The following is a 25,350-nucleotide window of genomic DNA, read 5'->3' as shown; positions in this document are numbered from 1 at the left end:
AGCTGCCGAAGGCTGCGTCGCTGTTTGCAAAGCGACGCAGCCTTCGGCAGCTGCTACGGGTGAGTGGGGCTTGCGCCCCTTGCAGCTATTACGCGGCGCCCTGGCCCTCGGCCAGGAAGAACCAGGTTTCCAGCACGGAATCCGGGTTCAGCGACACGCTTTCGATGCCCTGCTCCATCAGCCACTTGGCCAGGTCAGGGTGGTCCGAGGGGCCCTGGCCGCAGATGCCGATGTATTTGCCGGCCTTGTTGCAGGCGGCAATGGCACTGGCCAGCAGCTTCTTGACCGCCGGGTTACGCTCGTCGAACAGGTGCGCGATGATACCCGAATCGCGGTCCAGGCCCAGGGTCAGCTGGGTCATGTCGTTGGAGCCGATGGAGAAGCCGTCGAAGAATTCCAGGAACTCATCGGCCATCAGCGCGTTGGACGGCAGCTCGCACATCATGATCACGCGCAGGCCATTGACGCCACGGCCCAGGCCGTTCTCGGCCAGCAGGTCGACCACCTGGCTCGCCTCGCCCAGGGTGCGCACGAACGGCACCATGATCTCGACGTTGGTCAGGCCCATGTCGTTGCGCACGCGCTTGAGGGCGCGGCATTCGAGCTCGAAGCACTCGCGGAACGACTCGCTGATGTAGCGCGAGGCGCCACGGAAGCCCAGCATCGGGTTTTCTTCTTCCGGCTCGTACAGCTTGCCGCCGATCAGGTTGGCGTATTCGTTGGACTTGAAGTCCGACAGGCGCACGATGACCTTTTTCGGCCAGAACGCGGCGGCCAGGGTGCTGATGCCCTCGACCAGCTTGTCGACGTAGAAGTCCACGGGGGCGCTGTAACCGGCGATGCGCTTGTCGACGCTGTCCTTGATGTCGGCTGGCAGGCCGTCATAGTTCAGCAGCGCCTTGGGGTGCACGCCGATCATACGGTTGATGATGAATTCCAGGCGCGCCAAGCCGACACCGGCGTTGGGCAGCTGGGCGAAGTCGAAGGCGCGGTCGGGGTTGCCGACGTTCATCATGATCTTGAACGGCAGCTCCGGCATGGCATCCACCGAGTTCTTCTTGATGTCGAAGCCCAGTTCGCCCTCGAAGATGTAGCCGGTGTCGCCTTCGGCGCAGGACACGGTCACGCCCTGGCCGTCGACCAGCAGTTGGGTGGCGTTGCCGCAACCCACGACGGCTGGAATGCCCAGCTCACGGGCAATGATGGCCGCGTGGCAGGTACGCCCGCCACGGTTGGTGACGATGGCGCTGGCGCGCTTCATCACCGGTTCCCAGTCCGGGTCGGTCATGTCGGAGACCAGCACGTCGCCTGGCTGGACCTTGTCCATCTCGGACACGTCCTTGATGATGCGCACGCGGCCGGCGCCGATGCGCTGGCCGATGGCACGGCCTTCCACCAGCACGGTGCCCTTCTCTTTCAGCAGGTAGCGCTCCATGACGTTGGCCTGGGAGCGGCTTTTCACGGTTTCCGGACGGGCCTGCACGATGTACAGCTTGCCGTCGTCACCGTCCTGGGCCCATTCGATGTCCATCGGGCACTGGTAGTGCTTCTCGATGATCATGGCCTGCTTGGCCAGCTCGCTGACCTGCGCGTCGGTAAGGCAGAAGCGCGCGCGGTCGGCCTTGTCGACGTCGACGGTCTGCACCGACTTGCCGGCCTTGGCCTCGGCGCCGTAGATCATCTTGATGGCCTTGCTGCCCAGGTTGCGGCGCAGGATGGCCGGGCGGCCCGCTTCCAGGGTGTGCTTGTGCACGTAGAACTCGTCAGGGTTGACCGCACCCTGCACCACGGTTTCGCCCAGGCCGTAGGCGCCGGTGATGAACACCACGTCGCGGAAGCCCGATTCGGTGTCCAGGGTGAACATCACGCCGGCGGTGCCGGTTTCCGAACGCACCATGCGCTGCACGCCGGCCGACAGGGCCACCAGCTTGTGGTCGAAGCCCTGGTGCACGCGGTAGGAAATGGCGCGGTCGTTGAACAGCGAGGCGAACACTTCCTTGGCCGCGCGAATGACGTTGTCGACGCCGCGGATGTTCAGGAAGGTCTCCTGCTGGCCGGCGAACGAGGCGTCGGGCAGGTCTTCGGCGGTAGCGGAGGAACGCACGGCCACGGCGATGTCCGGGTTGCCCTTGGACAGTTCGGCGAAGTGGGCGCGAATCTCGGTGTTCAGTTGTTCGGGGAACTCGGCGTCCATGATCCACTGGCGGATCTGCGCGCCGGTCTTGGCCAGGGCATTCACGTCATCCACGTCCAGGGCGTCCAGCGCCGCATGGATCTGAGCGTTCAGGCCGCTCTGTTCGAGAAAATCGCGGTAAGCCTGAGCCGTAGTGGCAAAGCCACCGGGTACCGATACGCCGGCACCGGCAAGGTTGCTGATCATCTCGCCAAGGGATGCGTTCTTGCCCCCCACATGCTCAACATCGTGTTTGCCGAGCTTATCGAGGGAAACTACGTACTCTACCAAGGTGATCTCTCCACTAACTGTGTTGGAAAAGCTCAGGACCCGTACAGCTCCCGATTGGGAGGGTGCCGAGTGTTTATGGCCTGGACCCGGAAAATAAGTGAGAATGCCAGGCAATCAAGGCCGACAAATCCGGCCTATCATATCCAAGAATCGTCACCAGCTTAAGGCCCAAGGCGCAAATGAAACGATCTGCTTTCTTTATCTCAGACGGCACGGGTATCACCGCCGAAACGCTGGGGCAGAGCCTGCTGGCTCAATTTGAGAACATTACGTTCAACAAGTTCACGCGCCCCTACATCGACAGCGTCGACAAAGCCCGGACGATGGTCAAGCAGATAAACGATTCAGCCGACCGCGACGGCGTGCGACCGATCATTTTCGATACCATCGTCAACCAGGAAATCCGCGAGGTGCTGGCCACCTCCAACGGCTTCATGATCGACATCTTCTCCACCTTCCTGGCCCCACTGGAGCAGGAACTGAGCGCCCATTCGTCCTATTCGGTGGGCAAATCCCACTCCATCGGGCACAACTCCAACTACATGGAGCGCATCGAGGCGGTGAATTTCGCCCTGGACAACGACGACGGCGCGCGCACGCACTACTACGACAAGGCTGACTTGATTCTGGTCGGTGTTTCCCGTTGCGGCAAGACGCCAACGTGCCTGTACATGGCAATGCAGTTCGGTATTCGCGCAGCCAACTACCCGCTGACCGAGGACGACATGGAGCGCCTGCAGCTGCCGGCAGCCCTCAAGGCCCACCAGCACAAGCTGTTCGGCCTGACCATCGACCCCGACCGGCTGACCGCGATCCGCCACGAACGCAAGCCCAACAGCCGCTATTCGAGCTTCGCCCAGTGCGAATTCGAGGTGCGCGAGGTGGAAAACCTGTTTCGCCGCGAGAACATCCCCAATATCAATTCAACACATTTCTCGGTTGAAGAGATTTCCGCCAAGATCCTTGTAGAGAAAGGCGTGGAGCGCCGGTTCAAATAACCCCGACCCCGCACCCCGTTCGCTGGCGCCATGAAACCATCATGCTAGAATGCGCCGCCCGCGCCGTGGGTGCTGATTTCCGGGAACCATGACCATCAAGCCTCTGCACCGCCTGATCTGCCTGCTGTTCGTCCCAGGCCTTGCCACGGCCGCCGAAAAGACCACCTACGGCCTCAACGAATACGCACGCCTGGACGATATCGACCTGCAGGTGGCCGCCAAGCTCGACACCGGCGCCAAGACCGCCTCGCTCAGCGCCCGCGACATCAAGCGCTTCAAGCGCGACGGCGAGTCCTGGGTACGCTTCTACCTGGCCATCGACTCGGCTCACAGCCACCCCATCGAGCGCCCCCTGGCGCGTGTCACCCATATCAAGCGGCGCGCCGGCGACTACGACGCCGATGCCGGCCAGCACTACACCGCCCGCCCGGTCATTACCCTGGCCGTGTGCATGGGCCAGGAAGAACGTGACATCGAGGTCAACCTCACCGACCGCAGCGCGTTCCAGTACCCGCTGCTGATCGGCAGCGACGCGCTCACGCATTTCAATGCGCTGGTCGACCCCAGTCTAAAATATGCCGCCGGCAAGCCTGCCTGCCGCAACGCTCCTACCGCAGAGTAATCCCGATGCGTTCGCTTACCCTCCATCTGAAAGTCCTCATCGCCGTCCTGGTCACCCTGGGCCTGGCGATCACGGCCTATCAGATCTTCGTGCTCGGCATCCCCATGACCGAGGACGAGACCGACGACCTGTGGAACATCGACGCCAAGGTCGAGTTCGTCGCCAGCCCCAAGGACCCGGTCAAGATCCAGATGTTCGTGCCACCGCTGACCCGCGACTACGTGAGCCTGAACGAAAGCTTCATCTCCAATAACTACGGGGTGAACGTCAACCGCATCGACGGCAACCGCAAGGTCACCTGGTCGGCGCGCCGCGCCAGCGGCAACCAGACCCTGTACTACCGCCTGGTGCTGACCAAGCGCTACAGCAGCGAGAAGCCCAAGATCAAGGGCCCGACCTTCCGCGACAGCATGACCATCGACGGCCCGGAGAAAATCGCCGCCGAAGCCCTGCTGGCGCCGATCCGCCAGCATTCGGCCGACGTCGAGACCTTCGTCAGCGAGACCATCAAGCGCGTCAACAACCTGGGCGACGACAACGTCAAGCTGCTGCTGGCGGGCGACCCGTCCACCGCGCACAAGGCCAGCATCGTCGACCTGCTGCTGTCCATCGCCCACGTGCCCATGGAAAAGGTCCACACCATCCGCCTGGTGGCCGACCAGCCGCAGGCACCCGAGCTGTGGCTGCGCAGCTTCAACGGCAGCCAATGGCTGTACTTCAACCCCGACACCGGCGAACAGGGCCTGCCCGCCGACCGCCTGGTGTGGTGGACCGGCGACGAAAACCTGATCAGCGTGGAAGGCGGCAAGAAGGCCCTGGTGACCTTCACCCTCAATAACAGCGAGATGAACGCCATCCGCCTGGCCAAGCTGACCGACGCCAACACCGACGCCGACTTCCTCGAATACTCGCTGTACAGCCTGCCGCTGCAGACCCAGCAGACGTTCATGATCATGGTGATGATCCCCATCGGCGTGCTGGTGATCCTGATCCTGCGCAACCTGATCGGCCTGCAGACCCTGGGCACCTTCACCCCGGTGCTGATCGCCCTGGCGTTCCGCGAGACCCAGCTGGGCTTCGGCATTGCCCTGTTCACGGTGATCACCGCCCTGGGGCTGTCGCTGCGCTCCTACCTCGAGCACCTGAAGCTGCAGATGCTGCCACGGCTGTCGGTGGTGCTGACCTTCGTGGTGGTGCTGATCGCCGCCATCAGCCTGTTCAGCCACAAGCTGGGCCTGGAGCGCGGCCTGTCGGTGGCGCTGTTCCCGATGGTGATCCTGACCATGACCATCGAGCGCCTGTCCATCACCTGGGAAGAGCGCGGCGGCAGCCATGCCATGAAAGTGGCCATCGGCACGCTGTTCGCCGCCTCGCTGGCGCACCTGCTGATGACCGTGCCGCAGCTGGTGTACTTCGTGTTCACCTTCCCGGCCATCCTGCTGATCATGGTCGGCTTCATGCTGGCCATGGGGCGCTACCGCGGCTACCGCCTGACCGAGCTGTTGCGCTTCAAGGCCTTCGTCAAGGCGGACAGCTGAATGTTCGGCCTGTTCAAGACCTGGAAAGCCCTGCAGGCGCGGGGCATCATGGGCATCAACCGGCGCAACGCCGACTACGTGCTCAAGTACAACAAGCGCAGCCTGTACCCTATCGTCGATGACAAGATCATCACCAAGGAACGGGCGATCGCCGCCGGCATCCACGTGCCGGAAATGTACGGGGTGATTGCCACCGAGAAGGAAATCAGCCAGTTGCCGGCCATCATCGGCGGGCGCAGCGACTTCGTCATCAAGCCGGCCCAGGGCGCCGGCGGCGACGGCATCCTGGTGGTGGCCGACCGCTTCGAGGGGCGCTACCGCACGGTGTCGGGGCGCATCATCAGCCACGACGAAATCGAGCACCAGATTTCCAGCATCCTCACCGGCCTGTACTCCCTGGGTGGCCACCGCGACCGCGCGCTGATCGAATACCGGGTCACCCCCGACCAGATCTTCCGCAGCATCAGCTACGAAGGCGTGCCGGACATCCGCATCATCGTGCTGATGGGCTACCCGGTGATGGCCATGCTGCGCCTGCCCACCCGCCAGTCCAACGGCAAGGCCAACCTGCACCAGGGCGCCATCGGCGTGGGCGTGGACCTGGCCACCGGCGTGACCCTGCGCGGCACCTGGCTGAACAGCATCATCAGCAAGCACCCCGACACCACCAACGCGGTGGACGGCGTGCAACTGCCCAACTGGGACGGCTTCATGAAGCTGGCCGCCGGCTGCTATGACCTGTGCGGCCTGGGCTACATCGGCGTGGACATGGTGCTGGACCAGGAAAAAGGCCCGTTGATCCTGGAGCTCAACGCCCGCCCGGGGCTGAACATCCAGATCGCCAACGACTGCGGCCTGACCCACCGCACCGAAGCGGTGGAAGCGCGCCTGGCGGAGCTGGCGGCCGAAGGGCTCACGGAAAGCGCAGCAGAGCGCGTGCGCTTTACCCAGGGGCTGTTCGGGCACGTGCCGACACCCGCCTGAGACTTGTGGGAGCTGGCTTGCCAGCGAGCTTTGCCTTGCCGCCAACAGCTCGCTGGCAAGCCAGCTCCCACATGGCAGCGGCTACACAGTTCGCGCCCACAGGTCTACAATCGCCCCCCTCGCTTTTCGATGGTGTTCCACCGCCCGCATGCCTACCTGCTCCGTCGTACCCCTGCCCTACAGCCCCGACCCCGGCGCCTGGTTCGCCGCCATCCGCCACGCCCCCGGCGCCATCCTGCTGGACAGCGCCAAGCCGGCCGCCGAGCGCGGGCGCTTCGACATCCTCAGCGCCTGGCCGATAGAAACCCTGCGCGCGCTGCCGGATGAAAGTGGCGACGCCTACCTGCAACGCCTGCGCGCAGCCCTTGGCCGCCTGGGCCCGGCGCGGCTGCCCCAAGGCACGGAGCTGCCGTTCGCCGGTGGGCTGATCGGCTACCTGAGCTACGATTTCGGCCGGCGCCTGGAGCACCTGCCCAGCGTGGCCGTGGACGACCTGCAACTGCCCGATGCGCACCTGGGCCTGTACGCCTGGGCGCTGATCAGCGACCACGAGTTGCGCAGCAGCCAGCTGATGTTCCACCCCAGCGTGGGCGCCGACGAGCGCCAGCGCCTGGCCACGCTGTTCAGCCAGCCCGCCAGCCGCGCGGCCGGCCCGTTCAAGCTGGACGCCCCCATGCGCCCGGACCTGGCGCCCGAGCAGTACCGCCACGCGTTCGAGCGCATCCAGGCCTACATCGCCGCCGGCGACTGCTACCAGGTGAACCAGACCCAGCGCTTCCGCGCGCCCTGCCATGGCGACCCATGGACCGCCTACCGCGCCCTGCGCGAGGCCTGCCCGACGCCGTTTTCCGGGTTCCTGGCCCTGGAGGACGGCAGCGCCATCCTCAGCCTGTCGCCGGAGCGGTTCGTGCAGGTCAGCGACGGCCACGTCGAGACCCGCCCCATCAAGGGCACCCGCCAGCGTGACGCCGACCCTGCGCGCGATGCCGCCAACGGCCGCGAGCTGCTGGCCAGCCTGAAGGACCGGGCGGAAAACCTGATGATCGTCGACCTGCTGCGCAACGACCTGGGCCGCACCTGCAAGATCGGCTCGGTGCGCGTGCCCGAGCTGTTCGCCCTGGAAAGCTACCCCAACGTGCACCACATGGTCAGCGCCGTGATCGGCCAGCTGGCCGACGGCAAGGACTGCCTCGACCTGCTGGCTGGCAGCTTCCCCGGCGGCTCGATCACCGGCGCACCGAAGATCCGCTCGATGCAGATCATCGACGAGCTGGAGCCCACCCGTCGGGCACTGTACTGCGGTTCGCTGCTGTACCTGGACGTGCGCGGGCACATGGACAGCTCCATCGCCATCCGCAGCCTGCTGGTGAAGGACGGCCAGGTGAGCTGCTGGGGCGGTGGCGCCATCGTGGCGGATTCGCGCTGGGAAGATGAATATGCCGAGTCGGTGTTCAAGGTCAGGGTGCTGATGGACACCCTCGCCGCCTTGTAAATGTGGGAGCTGGCTTGCCAGCGAGCTTTTCAGCCCCATGAAAAACTCGCTGGCAAGCCAGCTCCCACAGGGACTTTTTGTTACCATCAGACACAAATGAGCGCCCAAGCGCCGAATGACCTAGGAAGCCGCCTGATGAGCCTGAACCTCGACGTCGCCGAACTCGCCGCGACTTATGCCAACAAGTCCCCCCAGGACATCCTCAAGCTTGCCTTCGAGCACTTCGGCGACGAGCTGTGGATCTCCTTCAGCGGCGCCGAAGACGTGGTGCTGGTGGATATGGCGTGGAAGCTGAACAAGAACGTCAAGGTATTCAGCCTCGACACCGGCCGCCTGCACCCGGAGACCTACCGGTTCATCGACCAGGTGCGCGAGCATTACAACATCGCCATCGAGCTGGTGTCCCCCGACCACACCCGGCTTGAGCCGTTCGTGAAGGAAAAGGGCCTGTTCAGCTTCTACAAGGACGGCCACGGCGAGTGCTGCGGCATCCGCAAGATCGAGCCGCTGCGCCGCAAGCTGTCCACCGTGAAGGCATGGGCCACCGGCCAGCGCCGCGACCAGAGCCCGGGCACCCGCAGCCAGGTTTCGGTGATGGAAATCGACGGCGCATTCTCCACGCCCGAGCGCCCGCTGTACAAGTTCAACCCGCTGGCGCAGATGAGCAGCGAGGAAGTCTGGGGCTACATCCGCATGCTCGAACTGCCGTACAACAGCCTGCACGAACGCGGCTTCATCAGCATCGGCTGCGAGCCCTGCACCCGCCCCGTGCTGCCCAACCAGCACGAGCGCGAAGGCCGCTGGTGGTGGGAAGAAGCCACGCAGAAGGAATGTGGGCTGCATGCAGGCAACCTGATCCAGAAAGCCTGAAGCAAAAAAAACCGGCCAGATTGGCCGGTTTTTTTATGCCCGAAGGCCGGGAATCAATGCACCGGCAGCTCGACGCCGTCAAACAGCTCTTCCAACTCCTGCTTGTTGTGGCACTGGATGGCCTTGGCCATCACGTCGCGGGTCAGGTGCGGGGCGAACTTCTCGATGAAGTCGCACATGAAACCACGCAGGAAGGTGCCACGGCGGAAGCCGATCTTGGTGACGCTGGCCTCGAACAGGTGGTCGGCGTCGAGCATGACCAGGTCACTGTCGAGCTTGGTGTCCACCGCCATCTTGGCGACGATGCCCACGCCCAGGCCCAGGCGCACGTAAGTCTTGATCACGTCGGCGTCGGCCGCGGTGAACACCACCTTGGGGGTCAGGCCGCGGTGGCTGAAGGCTTCGTCCAGCTTGGAACGGCCGGTGAAACCGAACACGTAGGTCACGATCGGGTATTCGGCCAGCACTTCCAGGGTCAGCTTCGGCAGCTTGGTCAGCGGGTGCCCCTGGGGCACTACCACGCAACGGTTCCAGCGGTAGCACGGCATCATGATCAGGTCGCCGAACAGCTCCAGCGCCTCGGTGGCGATGGCAAAATCGACGGTGCCGTCGGCGGCCATCTCGGCGATCTGCATGGGCGAGCCCTGGTGCATGTGCAGCGCCACGTCGGGGTATTGCTTGATGAAGTTGCTGATCACCGGCGGCAGCGCGTAGCGCGCCTGGGTGTGGGTGGTGGCGATGGACAGCGTGCCTTTCTTCTCGTTGGAGAATTCCTGGGCGATCTGCTTGATGCTTTCCACCTTGCGCAGGATCTCGCCGGCGGTGGTGATGATGCGCTCACCGGCCGGGGTGACCCGGGTCAGGTGCTTGCCGCTGCGGGCGAAGACTTCAACGCCCAGCTCGTCCTCGAGCAAGCGGATCTGCTTGCTGATGCCGGGCTGGGAGGTATAGAGACTTTGTGCTGTCGCGGAGACGTTGAGGTCGTGGTGCGCTACTTCCCAGATGTAGCGCAATTGTTGAAGCTTCATATGAATCCCTCAAAGCAGATAAACGCCAACAGCGACGAGTTATAACTATATTAATGGTCTGGGTAATAAATCTAGAACTTTTTATCAGATTTTGTACGTGAGTGCACCCTTGCCCGCGCTCAAGCCTTGCGCCGGCCCAGCTGCTGGGACAGCGGCACCATGTAAACCGGCACCGTAGAGAGCTGCAACACCCGCGCGGCGGTGCGCCCCAGGGGAATGTCGGCACCGGCGCCGTGGCTGTGGCTGCCGACGATCAACAGGTCCACCGCCAGGCGCTGGGCCTGGTCGAGGATGACCTGGGCCGGGTCGCCCTGGCGCACGCGCACGGCGGTGATCAGGGCCAGGTCCTGCTGGCCCTCGCCCAGCTCTTCGCGGAAGCCGTCGAGCACCTTGTGCTCGATGCCGGCCATCATGGTGCTCAGGCCCTCGCTGTGCAGCTCGTTGAGGGTAGGCTCGTCCAGGTAGCTCTGCAAAACCGACTCGGCGAACAGCCCCATGGGCTCCACGGCATGAATCACGTAGAGGTCGGCCTTGAAGGTGCGCGCCAGGGCCAGCGCGTGTTGCATCACGTAGGGGGCGTACAGACCCAGGTCAGTGGCATACAGCATCGAACGGATCATGTGATCTCCTCGACTGCCAAAACGGCAGAGCTTGCACAAGCTTAGCAGCGCCGCCCACAGTCCGACGCCCCGCTCATAACCTGGCGGACGGGACTCACGGCAGCTCGTCGGGCGCGCGCAGCAAGGCCTCGCGCACCCGCAGGTCGATTTCGCCAGCCAGCAGCCGTGCGTTCAGCGCGCCATGGAACTGGCCGTTGTGCACGACAAAGATTGCAGGCAGGTGGAAGACCTCGTACCTTTGCACCGCGCCGAAGTTGTCGCCGGCATCGATCCAGCACAGGCGCTGCACCGCCAGCGGCAGGCGCGGCAGCTCGCGGCGCGCCACCCGGCAGCTGGCACAGCCGGCGCCGGTGAAAATCAGCAGTGACGTACCCGGCGCATCCAGCAATACGTGATCTATAGTCAAATCAGTCAGTTCCAGTTCCTGCAGGGGCCTGCAGGCATCTTCGTCAACCAGCTGACACTCGGAGCCAGTGTTCATGGGTCGTTTTCTTCCTCATCCTTTCGATGTAGCCGTAGAGTTGAACCTGTGTCACCGCCCTGCCCTTGCCGCCCGCCGCCTGCACGTGATCAGCCTGGGCGGCGTGGCCTGCCAGCACCACCGCGCCTACCGCGCCGGCACCGCCATCGACCTGAGCATGCCCACCCTGAACAACGGCCTGCGCTACCCCGGCTACGTGGCCTGGTGCCGCAAACAGCCTGCAGGCTACCTGATCGGCGTGGCGTTTACCGATGAACAGACGCTGTTCGGCGCGCGCATGGGCGAGCAGGTCTGCCAGATCCAGCAATACTGCGAAACACAATCACCCTTTTCCGCCAACGTGGAAAGCATCGACGCGCTGGCCCGGCAGTGGGTGGAGCGCCACGCCGCGGAGTTCTCCCAGGCCAGCCTGAGCGACGCTTCGTATTAAATTCGTTACGCATTTCGCCCGCGCCCCATTGTCGCAGCCCCTGCGTTCGCGCTAAGGTTCCGGTCCCCGCTGCGCCCAAAATAAGCTGTGCTCCGCCGCGCGGGGGGATCGCTGGCGGCCGGCACCCGTGACCTGACGAGTAACACGATGGCTGATTTACCGATCGACGACCTCAACGTCGCCTCCAACGACACCCTGATCACCCCCGACCAGCTCAAGCGGGACATCCCCCTGAGCCCGGCCGCGCTGAAGACCGTGACGCAGGGCCGCCAGGTTGTCCGCGATATTCTCGATGGCAAGGACCACCGCTTGTTCGTGGTGATCGGCCCCTGCTCCATCCACGACATCAAGGCCGCCCACGAATACGCCGAGCGCCTCAAGGCCCTGGCCGCTGAAGTGAGCGACACCCTGTACCTGGTGATGCGCGTGTACTTCGAGAAGCCGCGCACCACCGTGGGTTGGAAAGGCCTGATCAACGACCCGTACCTGGACGACTCGTTCAAGATCCAGGACGGCCTGCACATCGGCCGCCAGCTGCTGCTGGACCTGGCGGAAATGGGCCTGCCGACCGCCACCGAAGCTCTCGACCCGATCTCGCCGCAGTACCTGCAGGACCTGATCAGCTGGTCGGCCATCGGCGCGCGCACCACCGAATCCCAGACCCACCGGGAAATGGCCTCGGGCCTGTCCTCGGCCGTGGGCTTCAAGAACGGCACCGACGGCGGCCTGACCGTGGCCATCAACGCCCTGCAGTCAGTCTCCAGCCCGCACCGTTTCCTGGGCATCAACCAGGAAGGTGGCGTGTCCATCGTCACCACCAAGGGCAACGCCTACGGCCACGTGGTGCTGCGCGGCGGCAACGGCAAGCCCAACTATGACTCGGTAAGCGTCGCCCTGTGCGAGCAGGCCCTGAACAAGGCCAGCATCCGCCCCAACATCATGGTCGACTGCAGCCATGCCAACTCCAACAAGGACCCGGCCCTGCAGCCGCTGGTGATGGAGAACGTCGCCAACCAGATCGTCGAGGGCAACAACTCGATCATCGGCCTGATGGTGGAAAGCCACCTGAACTGGGGCTGCCAGGCCATTCCCAAGGACCTGGCCGAGCTGCAGTACGGGGTGTCCATCACCGATGCCTGCATCGACTGGGCCAGCACCGAGACCACCCTGCGCAACATGCACGCCAAGCTCAAGGACGTGCTGCCCAAGCGCGCCCGCGGCTAAGCAGCGCGCACATGAAAACGCCGGGGCATGCCCCGGCGTTTTCGTGTCTGGCTGATGGCCGACGCGTGTTCAGGTCTTGGCGGCGTGCCGCTGGTGACGTTCCATGTAGCGCTCCACGTAGGAGCACGACGGGATCACGGTGTACCCCATACGGTCGGCATAGGCCAGCGCCTGCTCGGTAAGGGCCGCGGCAATGCCGCGGCCGCGCAACGCGTTGGGCACGAAGGTACGATAGATATCCAGCGTCTGCTTACCCAGGTCCATGTAGGTCAGGTAGGCACGATGACCGTCTACGTTGGTCTCGAATTGATGACCGGCCTGGTCATGGTGGATGGACAACGCCTCGCTCATCACAACTCCTCGCGGGTCTTGTATGTGACCCTTACCTTACCGATGTTTTTCCGGCGAAGGAACCTCTACGCCACCCCGTGCCTGTTTCGACACAGAGACGAGCTTTGTCGTTCTCTTTTCAAAGGAGCACGTAGCTCAATAGTAGGCGCCGTTGCCACCGACACTCAAGACACTCGCCCGGCTGTACGTAACATTTACGTGACCGAACATCTGAAGGCAGCCCCGACTGAACATTGCCGAATGTTAAACCTTCGACGACTGCCGACAATTGAAGTCACTACTAGTTCAGTAAAAAACACTTTAGCAGGCTTTACCAAACACACCGGGAAGCGTTGCCCAGGTTTAATAGTGACCGCTGCAAAGGTGATGCAGCTCACACCTCACCCGCCCCTTGACGCCTTTTCCAGACTGGCTGGTGGAACCTGTACGTGGGCTGTCGTCAATACAACAGAGGGGTTGGCGAGAATTTTTTTTGCTTCTTGCGTTAGGTCATTTTACTTACTACAAGTAATGGGTACTATGTACGCCGGCTATTTTCTCACTCACGAGAGATGGCTTTAAATAGAAAGTCCTTGAAGGGGATCACGATGAACAACGTTCTGAAATTCTCTGCTCTGGCTCTGGCCGCCGTCCTGGCTACCGGTTGCAGCAGCGCCTCCAAAGAAACCGAAGCTCGCCTGACCGCTACCGAAGATGCTTCGGCTCGCGCTCAAGCTCGTGCTGACGAAGCTTATCGCAAAGCTGACGAAGCTCTGGCTGCTGCCCAGAAAGCTCAACAGACTGCTGACGAAGCCAACGAGCGCGCTCTGCGCATGCTGGACAAGGCAAGCCGTAAGTAATAGTCCCTCGGGATTATTGCAAGGCCAGCCCACCTTTGGTGGGCTGGCTTTTTTTATGCCTGGAACAAACAGCAGCCGTTACCGTTGTTTGTGGTCTTGTCTCGGGTTGTGATCTTGCTTCGGCTTGTGATCTTGATCTGGCTTTTGATCTTGATCTGGCTTTTGATCTGGCTTTTGATCTTGATTGTATGCCCCGTAAAGCGCCCGGGCCGACTGGAGGCGTCGATCAACGGGCTGCCCGAAGGGCCGAGGCCGCAGGCCGAAGAGACGGTAACCCGCAGGCTTCTATAGCGGGTGCCGTCTGCCCGTTGAGCGGCGCCGGAAGGAGGGGACCCGTAGCGCAGCGGAGGGCCCAAGCAGGGGCAAGCGTTTTTTGCTTACTTTTTTTGGCGTCTGAAAAAAAGTGAGTCGGCGTAAGGCCGAAACAGTCGGTGGTCGCACCGCGAAAATGGATATGTCCGAATCCCTCAGAAGCGAGATTCGAAAGCCATGCACATATCCAATACCAAGGGTGATGCACAATCACCTTTCCGCCCTTACGGCGGCTCACTTTTTGTCAAACGCCACAAAAAGTAAGCAAAAAAGGCTTGCCCCTGCTTGGTCCCTACGCTTCGCTTCGGGTCCCCTCCCTCCGGCGTCGCCCAAGCGGCCGACGGCCCGGAATAGAAGCGCCTCCGGTTCCGTCTTCCCCGGCTACGCCGTGGACCGCTCGGCCAACGCCTCCAGTCGGCCCTGGCGCTTTATGGGGCACACAATCAAGATCAAAGGCCGCACGGAAGCAAAAGCGATCTGCGGCGCCACGACAAGCTATGTACCGGTCATAAAAAAGGGAGACCCTGCGTCAGCGGCCTCCCCCTTTTTGATGCCAGCCGGCAATCAATCCATCTTCTGCACCGGCACCTGCGGCGCAGGCGTCACCGGCGCCTTGGAAATAACCGAGTCGTTCGCAGACCCCGCCACGCCAGGCGCCGCGATTTCCACCGGCAGGCCGTCCTCGGCCGCCACCACGTCACGCACGGTATCCCAGTTCATCTGCATGTTGGTGCCGTTGAGGTCCGGGCGGTTGAGCATCGCGTTGATCACCGCGGTGTGCTTGTCCACCGCCGACGGGTCGCCCTTGGCGTCCAGCGGGGTGTGGGCCTCGATGTAGATCTTGCCTTCGCTCACGCCGAACTTGTAGGGCTCGTTGATGATGCGCACCGGAGTACCCACCGGCACCATTTTCGACAGTTCAAGCACGTTGAAGTTGTACATGCGGAAGCAACCATGGCTGGTGCGCATGCCGATGCCGAACTTCTTGTTGGAACCGTGGATCAGGTAGCCCGGAATGCCCAGGGTGAACTTGAACGGGCCCAGGGGGTTGTCGGGGCCGGCCGGCACCACGTTCGGCAGCGGGTCGCCGTCGGCGGCGTGTTCGGCCTTGATCGACGCGGGCGGGGTCCAGGTCGGGTTGGGGATCTTGCCGGTGATCTTGGTCTGCGAGATTGGCGAGCCCCAGCCTTCGCGACCGATGCCGATCGGGTAGGTGTAGACGACGTTCTCGCCCTTGGGGAAGTAGTACATGCGGTATTCAGGCAGGTTGATCACGATGCCTTCGCGCTTGCCCGGCGGCAGGATGAAGCGGGTGGGCAGCACGATCTCGGTGCCGGCGCCCGGCAGCCAGGCATCGACGCCAGGGTTGGCGGCGATCATTTCCAGGTAGCCCAGGTCGTTGGCTTCACCCAGGTCGGCAAAGGTGTCTTCGTACTTGGCCTTGATCACCTGGACCTGACCGACGATGTCCTGGCCGGGCGGCGGCAGGGGGAATTCCAGTGCCGCAGCGGGACCGGCGGCGATGGCAGCGGTCAGGGCCAGGCAACGGGTGACGACGGAAAAGCGCGGCAACATCCGAGGATCCTTTGCAAAACGAGAGGGATAATCGGACGATTGTACACCGGCGTCCCGCTTACCGGGAGGCCTGTGGGCGGCCAGCGGATGAACAGAAAATCAGTTGGCCAGTTCCGGCCACACCGGCCGGGTGCCCTTCTTCTGCGCCTGCAGGATGGCCTTGCACAGCGGGCACAGGCGCCGATCGCGGAATATCGACGGGGCCACCCCGGACCAACGCGGCTGGGCCGGCAACAGGGTGCCGCACAACGTGCGGTCGGCCGAGCCCCCCAGCTCCAGCTGGCGGGCGATCAGGTGCACACGAATTTCCTGGCACGCGAACAGATCGAGCTGCTCATCGGGCTCGATAAGTTGGTACGCAAACAGGGACCAGGCAGGACGCGGCATTGGGGGCTCCAGATCGGGGGGCGCCACATTAGCCGAAACGCGGTTGCTAGAAAAGCGTCAAAGCAGCGGTTTTAGCTGCGGCCAGACATTTTCCAGCAACTTGCCCTGGGCATTCACCGCCGGATGGATGCCATCGGCCTGCATCAGCGCCGGCACCCCACCCACCCCTTCGAGGAAAAACGGCACCAACGCCACCTGCTTCTGCGTGGCCAGGTCGCCATACACCCGGGCGAAGGCAGTGGTGTAGCGCACGCCGTAATTGGGCGGCAGTTGCATGCCCAGCAACAGCACCTTGGCACCGGCGGCGCGGGCGCCATCGATCATTGCTGACAGGTTTTGTTGCAATTGCGCCGGCGGGTGCCCCTGCAGGCCATCGTTGCCGCCCAATTCCAGAATCACCACCTGTGGCTTGTGCGCCGCCAGCAGCGCCGGCAGTCGCGCCTGGCCGCCCGCCGAGGTGTCGCCAGAGATGGAGGCGTTCACCACCTCATCCTTGAAACCCTCGTGCTCAAGCCGTTGTCGCAACAAGGACACCCACCCTTTGCTGGTATCCAGGCCCAAACCGGCGCTGATACTATCGCCCACGACCAGCACGGTACCCGCCGCTGCGTTCTGCGCCAGCACCATCAGCGCCAGGCCAGCACTCAACCACAACATTCGCATCGGATTCTCCATGGGCATCAGCATCCTCAAAGCTCAGAACCTTAGCAAAGTGGTTCCCAGCGCGGAAGGCGACCTGACCATCCTGCACGAACTGTCACTGGATTTGCACAAGGGCGACAGCCTGGCCATCGTCGGCGCCTCGGGCTCGGGCAAGTCGACGCTGCTGGGCCTGCTGGCCGGCCTCGACCTGCCCAGCGGCGGCAACGTTACCCTGGCCGGCCGCGACCTCAGCCAGTTGGACGAAGACCAGCGCGCGCGGGTGCGCGCCGAGCACGTGGGCTTCGTGTTCCAGTCGTTCCAACTGCTGGACAGCCTCAACGCCCTGGAAAACGTGATGCTGCCGCTGGAACTCGATGGCCGCCACGACGCCCGCGACACCGCCCGCGGCCTGCTGGAGCGGGTGGGCCTGGGCCAGCGCCTGAGCCATTCGCCGCGGCAGTTGTCCGGCGGCGAGCAGCAACGCGTGGCCATCGCCCGCGCGTTTGCCGCCGAGCCCGACGTGCTGTTCGCCGACGAACCCACCGGCAACCTCGACAGCCACACCGGCGAGCGCATCAGCGACCTGCTGTTCGAACTGAACAAGGAACGCGGCACCACCCTGGTGCTGGTCACCCACGACGAACGCCTGGCGCACCGCTGCCGGCGCCTGATCCGTCTTGATGCCGGCCGCCTGGTCGGCCCCCTGGAGCCTTGACCCGATGGCTGGATTGCCACTCACGCGCCTGCTCACCCTGTCCGTTCGCCAACTGCTGCGCGATGCCCGCGCCGGTGAACTGCGGGTGCTGTTCTTCGCCCTGCTGGTGGCCGTGGCCGCCAGCACCGCCATCGGCTATTTCGGCGCACGCCTGAACGCGGCCATGCTGCTGCGCGCCACAGAGTTCCTCGGCGCCGACCTGGTGCTGCAAGGCACCACGCCGCCACGCCCCGAGCAGCTTCGGCTGGGCCGCGAGCAGGGGCTGGAGCATGCGCGGGTGGTGGAGTTCGCCAGCGTGGTGGCCACCGACAACGGCATCCAGCTGTCGAGCATCAAGGCGGTGGACGACAACTACCCGCTGCGCGGTGAGCTGAAAAGCGCCGCCCAGCCCTACGGCGAGGAAAGCGCGGGCGGCCGGCCGGGCCCGGGCGAGGCCTGGGTGGAATCACGGCTGCTGGCGGCGCTGAACCTGAAGATCGGCGACAGCATCGACGTCGGCAACAAGACCCTGCGCCTGGCGCGGGTGCTGACCTACGAGCCCGATCGCGCCGGCAACTTCTACAGCCTGACCCCACGGGTGATGATCAACGAGGCTGACCTGGCCGCCACCGGGGTGATCCAACCCGGCAGCCGGGTGACCTTCCGTGACCTTTGGCGCGGCAAGCCCATCGCCCTGGCCGCCTACGCGCAGACCGTGCACGCGGGCCTGGCGCCCAACCAGCGCATCCAGGATGCCCGCGACGGCAACCAGCAGATCGGCAGTGCCCTGAGCAAGGCCGAGCGCTACCTGAACATGGCCAGCCTGGTGGCGGTGCTGCTCTCCGGGGTGGCCGTGGCGCTGTCGGCCAGCCGCTTCGCCAGCCGCCGCTTCGACGCCAGCGCCCTGCTGCGCTGCCTGGGCCTGTCGCGGCGCGAAGTGCTGCTGTCGTTCTGCATTCAACTCACTGTGCTGGGCCTGCTGGCCTGCGTCAGCGGCGCGCTGGTGGGCTGGTTGGCCCAGCTGGGCCTGTTCAAGCTGCTGCAGGGCCTGCTGCCCAGCGCCATCCCCAGTGGCGGCGCCCTGCCCGCCCTGGCCGGCATCGGCACCGGGCTGGTAGCGCTGGCCGGTTTCGCCCTGCCGCCACTGGCGGCGCTGGGCCGCGTGCCGCCGCTGCGGGTGTTGCGCCGCGACCTGCTGCCGGTGCCCGCCAGCACCTGGCTGGTGTACGGCCTGGCCATCCTGGCGCTGGGTCTGATCATGTGGCGCCTGAGCCTGGACCTGCTGCTGACGTTCGCCCTGCTCGCCGGTGGCTTGCTGGCGGCGCTGGTGCTGGGCGGCGTGCTGCTGCTGGCGCTGCAAAGCCTGCGGCGCCTGCTGGCAGGCGCGCCGCTGCCGTGGCGCTTGGGGCTGGGCCAGCTGCTGCGCCACCCACTGGCCGCTGCCGGGCAGTCCCTGGCCTTCGGCCTGATCTTGCTGTCCATGGCGCTGATCGCCCTGCTACGCGGCGAACTGCTGGACACCTGGCAGAACCAGCTGCCGAAAAACGCGCCCAACTTTTTCGCCCTGAACATCCTGCCCAGCGACAAGGACAACTTCGCCCAGCGCCTGGCCAGCTACTCGGCCAGGTCGGCGCCGCTGTTCCCGGTCATCCCCGGGCGCCTGACCGCGGTCAACGGCGAGCCGGTGCGCCAGTTGGTGACCCGCGATTCGCGCGGCGACCAGGCCACCGAGCGCGACCTGAGCCTGACCTGGTCGGCGGAGGTGCCCACCGGCAACAGCCTCACCGCCGGCCAGTGGTGGGGCCCCGTGCCCGACACCGAGCACCCCGGCGTCTCGGTGGAAGCCAAGCTGGCCGACAGCCTCAAGCTGAAGCTGGGCGACACCCTGACCTTCAACATCGGCGGCAGCGAGCGCCAGGCCCGGGTCACCAGCCTGCGCGAGGTGCACTGGGACAGTTTCCAGCCCAACTTCTACATGATCTTCCAGCCCGGCACCCTCACGGACCTGCCCACCACCTACCTCACCAGCTTCTACCTGGCCCCCGGCCACGACCAGCAGGTGGTGGAGCTGGCGCGGGCATTCCCGGCGGTGACCTTGCTGCAGGTGGAAGCGCTGCTGGAGCAGCTGCGCAGCATCCTCGCCCAGGTGACCCTGGCGGTGGAGTACGTGCTGCTGTTCGTGCTGGCGGCGGGCATGGCGGTGCTGTTCTCCGGCCTGCAGGCCACGCTGGACGAACGCATCCGTCAAGGCGCCCTGCTTCGCGCCCTGGGCGCCGAACGCCGGCTGCTGGTCAAGGCGCGGCGCATCGAGTTCGGCCTGCTCGGCGCTGCCAGCGGCCTGCTGGCCGCCCTGGGCACCGAGCTGATCAGCCTGGCGCTGTACCGCCTGGCATTCAACCTGGAGTGGCACCTGCACCCCTGGCTGCTGGTGCTGCCGTTGGTGGGCGCCCTGTTGATCGGCGGCGCCGGCGTGTTCGGCACCCGCCGCGCCTTGAACGCCAGCCCGCTGGCGGTGCTGCGCGACAGCTGATTGCGTGTGCACGGTTGCACGGTTGCACGGATGGTTTTTTGGAACTAGATTCCAGAAACCATCCTGCAGCCAAAAACAACAATCAGGAACACACGCATGCCAACTCCCCTCCGGGTCGCCCTCATCGGCGCCGGCGCCATGGGCCGTCAACACGCCCACTACCTGCAGCAATTGCCCGAGACCCAACTGGTGGCCGTCGCCGACCCGTTCACCCGCCAGCTGGCCGATGACTTCGACGTGCCCAGCTACCCCCACCACCAGGTGCTGCTCGACAGCGTCCGGCCCGATGCGGTGATCATCGCCAACCCCAACGACCTGCACGTGCCCACGGCCATCGACTGCCTGGACGCCGGCGTCGCCACGCTGCTGGAGAAGCCGGTGGCCTGTTCCCTGGAGCAGGCGCGGCTGCTGGTCGCCGCCGAGCGGCGCACCGGCGTGCCGCTGCTGATCGGCCATCACCGCCGTCACAACCCGATTATCAGCCGTGCCCGGCAGATCATCGAATCTGGCGCGCTGGGGCGGCTGACCACGGTGACCGGGCTGTGGCAGACGCGCAAGGACGACGCCTACTTCGACGTCGGCTGGCGCCGCGAGCCCGGCGCCGGGGTGCTGCTGATCAACCTGATCCACGACCTCGACCTGATGCGCTACCTGTGCGGCGAGGTCAGCGAGGTGCAGGCCATCACCAGCCACCTGGCCCGCGACCTGCCGGTGGAAGACAGCGCGGCGCTGCTGCTGCAGTTCGCCAACGGCGCGCTGGGCACCCTCACCGGCTCCGACGCCACCGCCGCGCCCTGGGGCTGGGACCAGAACGCCGGCGAGAACCCGGCGGTGTTCGCCCAGCAACCCGAGCAGCCCTGCCTGCTGCTGGCCGGCACCGAAGGCTCGCTGAACCTGCCGCAACTCAAGCTGTGGCAGTACGGCGACGCCCGGGGCTGGCACTCACCGCTGCTGTGCCGGCAAGAGCAGGCCGACAACAGCCTGGCCATGCACAACCAGCTGCGCCACCTGGTACAGGTAGCCCGCCGCGCCTGTGCGCCACTGGTCACGGCCGCCGACGCCGCGCGCACCCTGGCCCTGGTGCAAGCCGCGCAACGGGCCGCCACTGAGGGCCGAACCATGGCGCCGGCGACGCTGTAGCGATAACCCCGGCAAGCAGGCAGAATGGCATTCCAACCCTCAATGCCATTCCCGGGATACCTCATGAGCAACGCACTGGAGCGCGGCCTCTGCGCGCTGGAACTGCTGGCCGGCAAGGCCGCCGGCCTGCCCCTGCAACAGATCTCCGAAGGCCTGGGCATCGCCCCCAGCGCCACGCACCGCATGCTCACCTGCCTGGTGGAGCAAGGCTATGTGCGCCAGGACCCGCAGCACGGCAACTACATTCTGGCGCTGAAGGTCATCTCCCTGGCCCTCAAGCACCTGGCCCATGCCAGCGTGGTGGACCTTGCACGGCCGATCCTCGAGCGGCTGGCCGGCGAATCCGGCGAGCTGGTGCGCCTGGGCATCGTCGACGGCGAACACCTGGTGTGGGTGGCCAAGGCCCAGGGCACCCGCAGCGGCCTGCGCTACGACCCGGACGCCGGCGCCGAAGCCAAGCTGGGCTGCACCGCTTCGGGGCTGGCATGGCTGAGCTGCCTGAGCGACGAGCAAGCGCTGGAACTGGTGTACCGCCAAGGCCTGCCGAAGCCGGGCGAATACGGCCCCAACGCACCGACCACCGTCGAGGCCCTGCTGAACAACCTGCACCAGGCCCGCGCCGACGGCTACGCCTGCGTCAACGAGAGCTTCGAAGCCGGCGCCGCCGCCATTGCCACCGCCCTGTACCACCCCGGCCAGAGCACGCCTTCAGGCGTGATCAGCATCGCCGGCCCCAGCGTGCGCCTGAGCGCCGAGCGCATGCAGGCGCTGGTGCCAGCGCTGCTGGCGGCGGCCAAGGACCTGGCGCAGACCGAGCTGGGCAGCGTGCCGAAGTTTTCCACCATGACCGCGACATGAAGAACAGATAAATGACATCTAATTAATATTTGGAATTACATTCCACTACTGCTATTTTCACTCCCGAGCCTCACCCAACAATAAAAAAATCGGGAGTATCGTCATGCCTCATTCCGCTCGCGTGGATGTCAGCACCTTCCTCGACGCCCGCCCCATGGGCGCGCGTCAGTGGCTGGTGGTGTTGCTGGGTTTCATCGTGCTGGCCTTCGATGGCTTCGACACCACCGCCATCGGCTTCGTCGCCCCGGCGCTGGTGGATGACTGGGGCATCGCCCGCCACGACCTGGGCCCGGTGATGATGAGCAGCCTGCTGGGCCTGGCCATCGGCGCCATGGTTGCCGGGCCCATGGCCGACCGCCTGGGGCGGCGCAAGGTCATCATCGGGTCGGTGTTCTTCTTCGGCGTGTGGAGCCTGGCTTCGGCGTTCGCCACCGACATCACCAGCCTCACCCTGCTGCGCTTCCTCACCGGCCTGGGCCTGGGCGCCTCCATGCCCAACACCGCCACCCTGGTGGCCGAGTACGGGCCCAAGCGCAGCCGCTCGCACATGGTCACCGGCATCTACTGCGGCTTCACCATCGGCGCCACCCTGGGTGGCATCGGCAGCGAGGCGCTGATCGAACACTTCGGCTGGCCCTCGGTGATGGTCGCCGGTGGCGTGCTGCCCATCGCCTTCGCCCTGCTGTTGCTGGCCTGCCTGCCTGAGTCGATCAACTTCCTGGTGCACCGCCCCGAGCTCAAGCAGCGCCTGCTGCAGGCCGTGGCCAAGGTGGCGCCAGGCCTGGCCAACGCTGACACGCTGTTCTACAGCTCGGAAGAAAAGGTCCAGGACAAGGGTTCGGTGGGCGCACTGTTCGCACCGCGCTACCGGCTGGGCACCTGCATGATCTGGGTGACGCTGTTCATGGGCCTGCTGACCATGTACCTGCTGTCCAGCTGGCTGCCGCTGATCAGCCGCGACGCCGGCCTGAGCCTGTCCCAGGCGGCGCTGATCGGCTCGCTGCTGCAAGCCGGTGGCGTGCTGGGCAACTTCACCATTGGCATGAAAATGGACCGCTTCGACCACCACAAGGTGGTGGGCCTGACCCTGCTGGGCGGCGGTATCAGCGCGGTGCTGATTGCCCTGCAGCAGCCGACCATTCAGGTGCTGTGCCCGCTGATCGTGCTGCTGGGCTACTTCATCAACGGCGTCAACACCGGCAGCTACGCCCTCGCCACCCAGTTCTACCCCACGCAGATTCGCGCCACCGGCGTCAGCTGGGCCACTGGCATGGGCCGTTTCGGCGCCATCAGCGGCGCTGGCGTGGGCGCGCTGATGCTGGCGGCCGACTGGCACTTCAACCAGGTGTTCCTGTTCCTCACCCTGCCCGCTGCCCTGGGCATCGTGGCGCTGACCATCAAATACCGTCACCAGCGACGCCAGCCCACCCTGGCGGCGTCGGCCTGATACCTACCTTGCGCACCTTCGGGTGCGCTTTTTTCTTCGTCTACAGGAGAACGCCATGCGCCCTGCCTTTGCCCTTGCCCAACTGACCGCCCTGCACTGCAACCCGCCGCAGATGATCGACCTCGCCGCCAGCGCCGGCTATGACCACGCCGGCTTGCGCCTGCTGCCGGTAGCGCCGGGGGCCGTGGCCTACGCGTTGATGGATGACCCTGCGCTGTTGCGTGAAACCCTGGCGCGCATGGCCGATACCGGCGTCAGCGTGTTTGACCTGGAGCTGATCCGCCTGAACGCCGACTTTGACCCGGCCACCTTCGAGGCGTTTTTCGAGGTGGGCGCGCGGCTGGGCGCCAAGGCGGTGCTGGTGGCGGGGGACGACCCGGAGCCGGCGCGACTGGTGGCCAACTACGCGCGGCTGTGCGACGCCATGCAGCCCTACGGCCTGACCGCAGACCTGGAGTTCATGCCCTGGACCGCGGTGCCCGACCTGGACACCGCGTTGCAGATCGTCAACCAGGCCGACCGCGCCAACGCCGGCATCCTGGTGGACAGCCTGCACTTCGACCGCTCCGCCAGCCGCCTCGATCAGCTGGCCAGCATCCCCGCTCAATGGCTGCACTACGCGCAACTCTGCGACGGCCCGGCCGAGCGCCCCAGCACCACCGAGGCGCTGATCCACGCCGCGCGCTGCGAGCGGCTGCTGCCTGGAGAAGGCGGTATCGACTTGAAGGCCATCTGGCAACAGCTGCCGGCGCAGTTGCCGGTCAGCGTTGAAATCCCCAATGACCGGCGCGTCGCACAGATGGGCGTACACGCGTGGGCAAAGGCCGCCTTGCAGGCGGCCCAGGCAACCTTGATTACGCCCCCGTAGCAGCAACTGTCTTGAATCTGCGTTGCCTGCATCGCGACTAAAGTCGGCTCCTACGCCATCTGTGGTAGGAGCCGGCCTTGGCCGCGATGCAGGCGACGCGATAGACGAGGTACACGGGGCCCCGTAGCAGCGGCCGTAGGCCGCGTCCGCAGGCGCCGCGCATTGGCGGTCAGACCGCGCAGAGACCGGACGCAGCCTGGCGGCAGCTGCTACGGCGCAAGCCTACTGTGTCTGCCATTGCGTCCCATAGCGCAGCATGGCATTGAGCCGAACAAGCAGTACCCTCATGCAAGCCACGAGCGCCGCTTTGCCGCACTTGCCCTTCGCTCGCAACCCTTCGTAGCGCGCCTTGAAGGACGCGTCATAACGCAGCACGATCCAGCACGCCATGTACAAGACCCGTCTGAAGGCAAGCGAGAAATCTACGGAGGGCGCGGCGCAACTGAGCCAGAACATGGGCATCGATAGGGTCGGTCTTGGCATGCTTGCCAATCGCCTCGGCGAACGCCCTGGCCCGACGTGGATTGACCCGAACGACGCTAAAATCAACCAGCGCCGTCAGGACCCCGCGCTCATAACCACCGGTCGCCTCGAGCAAAACCTTGCGCACCTCATAACCGCCCAACTTTTCGATAAGTCGGGCGTCACCATTTGAGTCATTGGGAACACTGAAACTGATGTCTTGCAGATGAATCCAAACTGCCAGAGACGCTTTGCTGACATCGATACCGATCCAGGAAATCATGGCAAAAACCTCTTACACTCAAGGATGAGTGCGCTCTGGCGGAGCCCACGCTTGTGATGTTCGAGGTCTGCTCGTTCAACTGTTCGGGCTTAAAGCCAGAGTGGGGAGGTGAATGGCGTTTCTGCTGCTACCCGTGCTTGGGAGCACTCCGGCCGAACAACCTGCCATTCACCGCTCTCATTCGATTCTATTCCTTCTGAAAGACACAAGC

24 protein-coding genes are annotated in these 25,350 nt (G+C 64.8%); 15 read left to right on the top strand and 9 right to left on the bottom strand.

Annotated features, from left to right (window positions below):
* Positions 1–88: 88 nt before the first annotated feature.
* Positions 89–2,464 (bottom strand): phosphoenolpyruvate synthase, encoded by a 2,376-nt coding sequence (gene ppsA, locus RAM80_RS26325; RefSeq protein ID WP_416423318.1) that lies wholly within the window; start codon positions 2,462–2,464, stop codon positions 89–91.
* 179 nt (positions 2,465–2,643) lie between these two features.
* Between ppsA and RAM80_RS26320 the strand changes: the two genes are divergently transcribed.
* The 6 genes from RAM80_RS26320 (at position 2,644) to RAM80_RS26295 (ending at position 8,968) form a co-directional block, all read left to right on the top strand.
* Entirely contained in the window at positions 2,644–3,462 is an 819-nt protein-coding gene (locus tag RAM80_RS26320) for a pyruvate, water dikinase regulatory protein (RefSeq protein ID WP_416423317.1), read from the top strand.
* Positions 3,463–3,550: 88 nt separating this feature from the next.
* Positions 3,551–4,084: an ATP-dependent zinc protease gene (locus RAM80_RS26315; RefSeq protein ID WP_416423316.1), complete on the top strand. Its 534-nt coding sequence runs from the start codon at positions 3,551–3,553 to the stop codon at positions 4,082–4,084.
* Between the two features lie 5 nt (positions 4,085–4,089).
* Positions 4,090–5,622 carry an inactive transglutaminase family protein gene (locus RAM80_RS26310; protein WP_416423315.1) on the top strand — a complete coding sequence of 511 codons (1,533 nt, stop codon included), beginning with the start codon at positions 4,090–4,092 and terminating at the stop codon, positions 5,620–5,622.
* Positions 5,623–6,606 (top strand): alpha-L-glutamate ligase-like protein, encoded by a 984-nt coding sequence (locus RAM80_RS26305; RefSeq protein ID WP_416423314.1) that lies wholly within the window; start codon positions 5,623–5,625, stop codon positions 6,604–6,606.
* 148 nt (positions 6,607–6,754) lie between these two features.
* Positions 6,755–8,098, top strand: a complete 1,344-nt coding sequence (pabB, locus tag RAM80_RS26300; protein ID WP_416423313.1) for an aminodeoxychorismate synthase component I — start codon at positions 6,755–6,757, stop codon at positions 8,096–8,098.
* Positions 8,099–8,233: 135 nt separating this feature from the next.
* Positions 8,234–8,968 carry a phosphoadenylyl-sulfate reductase gene (locus tag RAM80_RS26295; protein WP_416423312.1) on the top strand — a complete coding sequence of 245 codons (735 nt, stop codon included), beginning with the start codon at positions 8,234–8,236 and terminating at the stop codon, positions 8,966–8,968.
* A gap of 53 nt (positions 8,969–9,021) precedes the next feature.
* Here the strand turns inward: RAM80_RS26295 and cysB are convergent, their stop codons facing one another.
* From cysB to RAM80_RS26280, 3 genes are all read right to left on the bottom strand, one after another.
* Entirely contained in the window at positions 9,022–9,996 is a 975-nt protein-coding gene (gene cysB / locus RAM80_RS26290; protein WP_416423311.1) for an HTH-type transcriptional regulator CysB, read from the bottom strand.
* 119 nt (positions 9,997–10,115) lie between these two features.
* Positions 10,116–10,616 carry a universal stress protein gene (locus RAM80_RS26285; RefSeq protein WP_416423310.1) on the bottom strand — a complete coding sequence of 167 codons (501 nt, stop codon included), beginning with the start codon at positions 10,614–10,616 and terminating at the stop codon, positions 10,116–10,118.
* A gap of 94 nt (positions 10,617–10,710) precedes the next feature.
* Complete coding sequence (locus RAM80_RS26280) at positions 10,711–11,097, bottom strand: thioredoxin (RefSeq protein WP_416423309.1); 387 nt, start codon at positions 11,095–11,097, stop codon at positions 10,711–10,713.
* On the opposite strand from RAM80_RS26280, the gene RAM80_RS26275 reads away from it, so the two are divergent.
* Both RAM80_RS26275 and RAM80_RS26270 read left to right on the top strand, forming a co-directional pair.
* Positions 11,096–11,527 (top strand): PilZ domain-containing protein, encoded by a 432-nt coding sequence (locus RAM80_RS26275; RefSeq protein ID WP_416423308.1) that lies wholly within the window; start codon positions 11,096–11,098, stop codon positions 11,525–11,527. The genes RAM80_RS26280 and RAM80_RS26275 overlap by 2 nt on opposite strands.
* Positions 11,528–11,674: 147 nt before the next feature.
* Positions 11,675–12,751, top strand: coding sequence for a 3-deoxy-7-phosphoheptulonate synthase (locus RAM80_RS26270; RefSeq protein WP_416423307.1), 1,077 nt, complete (start codon positions 11,675–11,677; stop codon positions 12,749–12,751).
* Between the two features lie 69 nt (positions 12,752–12,820).
* Here the strand turns inward: RAM80_RS26270 and RAM80_RS26265 are convergent, their stop codons facing one another.
* Positions 12,821–13,102: a GNAT family N-acetyltransferase gene (locus RAM80_RS26265; RefSeq protein ID WP_416423306.1), complete on the bottom strand. Its 282-nt coding sequence runs from the start codon at positions 13,100–13,102 to the stop codon at positions 12,821–12,823.
* A gap of 587 nt (positions 13,103–13,689) precedes the next feature.
* On the opposite strand from RAM80_RS26265, the gene oprI reads away from it, so the two are divergent.
* Positions 13,690–13,941: an outer membrane lipoprotei OprI gene (gene oprI / locus RAM80_RS26260; RefSeq protein WP_008372139.1), complete on the top strand. Its 252-nt coding sequence runs from the start codon at positions 13,690–13,692 to the stop codon at positions 13,939–13,941.
* Between the two features lie 876 nt (positions 13,942–14,817).
* On the opposite strand, the gene RAM80_RS26255 is transcribed toward oprI, so the two are convergent.
* From RAM80_RS26255 to RAM80_RS26245, 3 genes are all read right to left on the bottom strand, one after another.
* Positions 14,818–15,828: a L,D-transpeptidase family protein gene (locus tag RAM80_RS26255; RefSeq protein WP_416423305.1), complete on the bottom strand. Its 1,011-nt coding sequence runs from the start codon at positions 15,826–15,828 to the stop codon at positions 14,818–14,820.
* A 99-nt stretch (positions 15,829–15,927) separates the two neighbouring features.
* Positions 15,928–16,215: a hypothetical protein gene (locus RAM80_RS26250; RefSeq protein WP_416423304.1), complete on the bottom strand. Its 288-nt coding sequence runs from the start codon at positions 16,213–16,215 to the stop codon at positions 15,928–15,930.
* 57 nt (positions 16,216–16,272) lie between these two features.
* A complete protein-coding gene (locus RAM80_RS26245; protein ID WP_416423303.1) occupies positions 16,273–16,878 on the bottom strand; it encodes an arylesterase in 606 nt (201 codons plus the stop codon).
* Between the two features lie 10 nt (positions 16,879–16,888).
* Between RAM80_RS26245 and RAM80_RS26240 the strand changes: the two genes are divergently transcribed.
* From RAM80_RS26240 to RAM80_RS26215, 6 genes are all read left to right on the top strand, one after another.
* Positions 16,889–17,572, top strand: a complete 684-nt coding sequence (locus tag RAM80_RS26240; RefSeq protein ID WP_416423302.1) for an ABC transporter ATP-binding protein — start codon at positions 16,889–16,891, stop codon at positions 17,570–17,572.
* 4 nt (positions 17,573–17,576) lie between these two features.
* Entirely contained in the window at positions 17,577–20,081 is a 2,505-nt protein-coding gene (locus tag RAM80_RS26235) for an ABC transporter permease (RefSeq protein ID WP_416423301.1), read from the top strand.
* 96 nt (positions 20,082–20,177) lie between these two features.
* On the top strand, positions 20,178–21,221 hold the full coding sequence (locus tag RAM80_RS26230; RefSeq protein WP_416423300.1) for a Gfo/Idh/MocA family protein: 1,044 nt from the start codon (positions 20,178–20,180) through the stop codon (positions 21,219–21,221).
* A 63-nt stretch (positions 21,222–21,284) separates the two neighbouring features.
* Complete coding sequence (locus RAM80_RS26225) at positions 21,285–22,079, top strand: IclR family transcriptional regulator (RefSeq protein WP_416423299.1); 795 nt, start codon at positions 21,285–21,287, stop codon at positions 22,077–22,079.
* A gap of 103 nt (positions 22,080–22,182) precedes the next feature.
* Positions 22,183–23,526, top strand: coding sequence for an MFS transporter (locus RAM80_RS26220; RefSeq protein ID WP_416423298.1), 1,344 nt, complete (start codon positions 22,183–22,185; stop codon positions 23,524–23,526).
* Between the two features lie 55 nt (positions 23,527–23,581).
* A complete protein-coding gene (locus RAM80_RS26215) occupies positions 23,582–24,394 on the top strand; it encodes a sugar phosphate isomerase/epimerase family protein (protein ID WP_416423297.1) in 813 nt (270 codons plus the stop codon).
* Between the two features lie 361 nt (positions 24,395–24,755).
* Here the strand turns inward: RAM80_RS26215 and RAM80_RS26210 are convergent, their stop codons facing one another.
* The gene (locus RAM80_RS26210; RefSeq protein ID WP_416423296.1) at positions 24,756–25,139 is read right to left on the bottom strand and encodes an IS110 family transposase; all 384 of its coding nucleotides are present in this window, start codon (positions 25,137–25,139) and stop codon (positions 24,756–24,758) included.
* Between the last annotated feature and the right edge of the window lie 211 nt (positions 25,140–25,350).

Origin of the sequence: Pseudomonas sp. App30 (assembly GCF_047947025.1) — a bacterium.
GTDB lineage: Bacteria > Pseudomonadota > Gammaproteobacteria > Pseudomonadales > Pseudomonadaceae > Aquipseudomonas.
The sequence above is the reverse complement of the archived record's forward strand: the minus strand, read 5'-3'. Positions and strand labels throughout refer to the sequence as shown.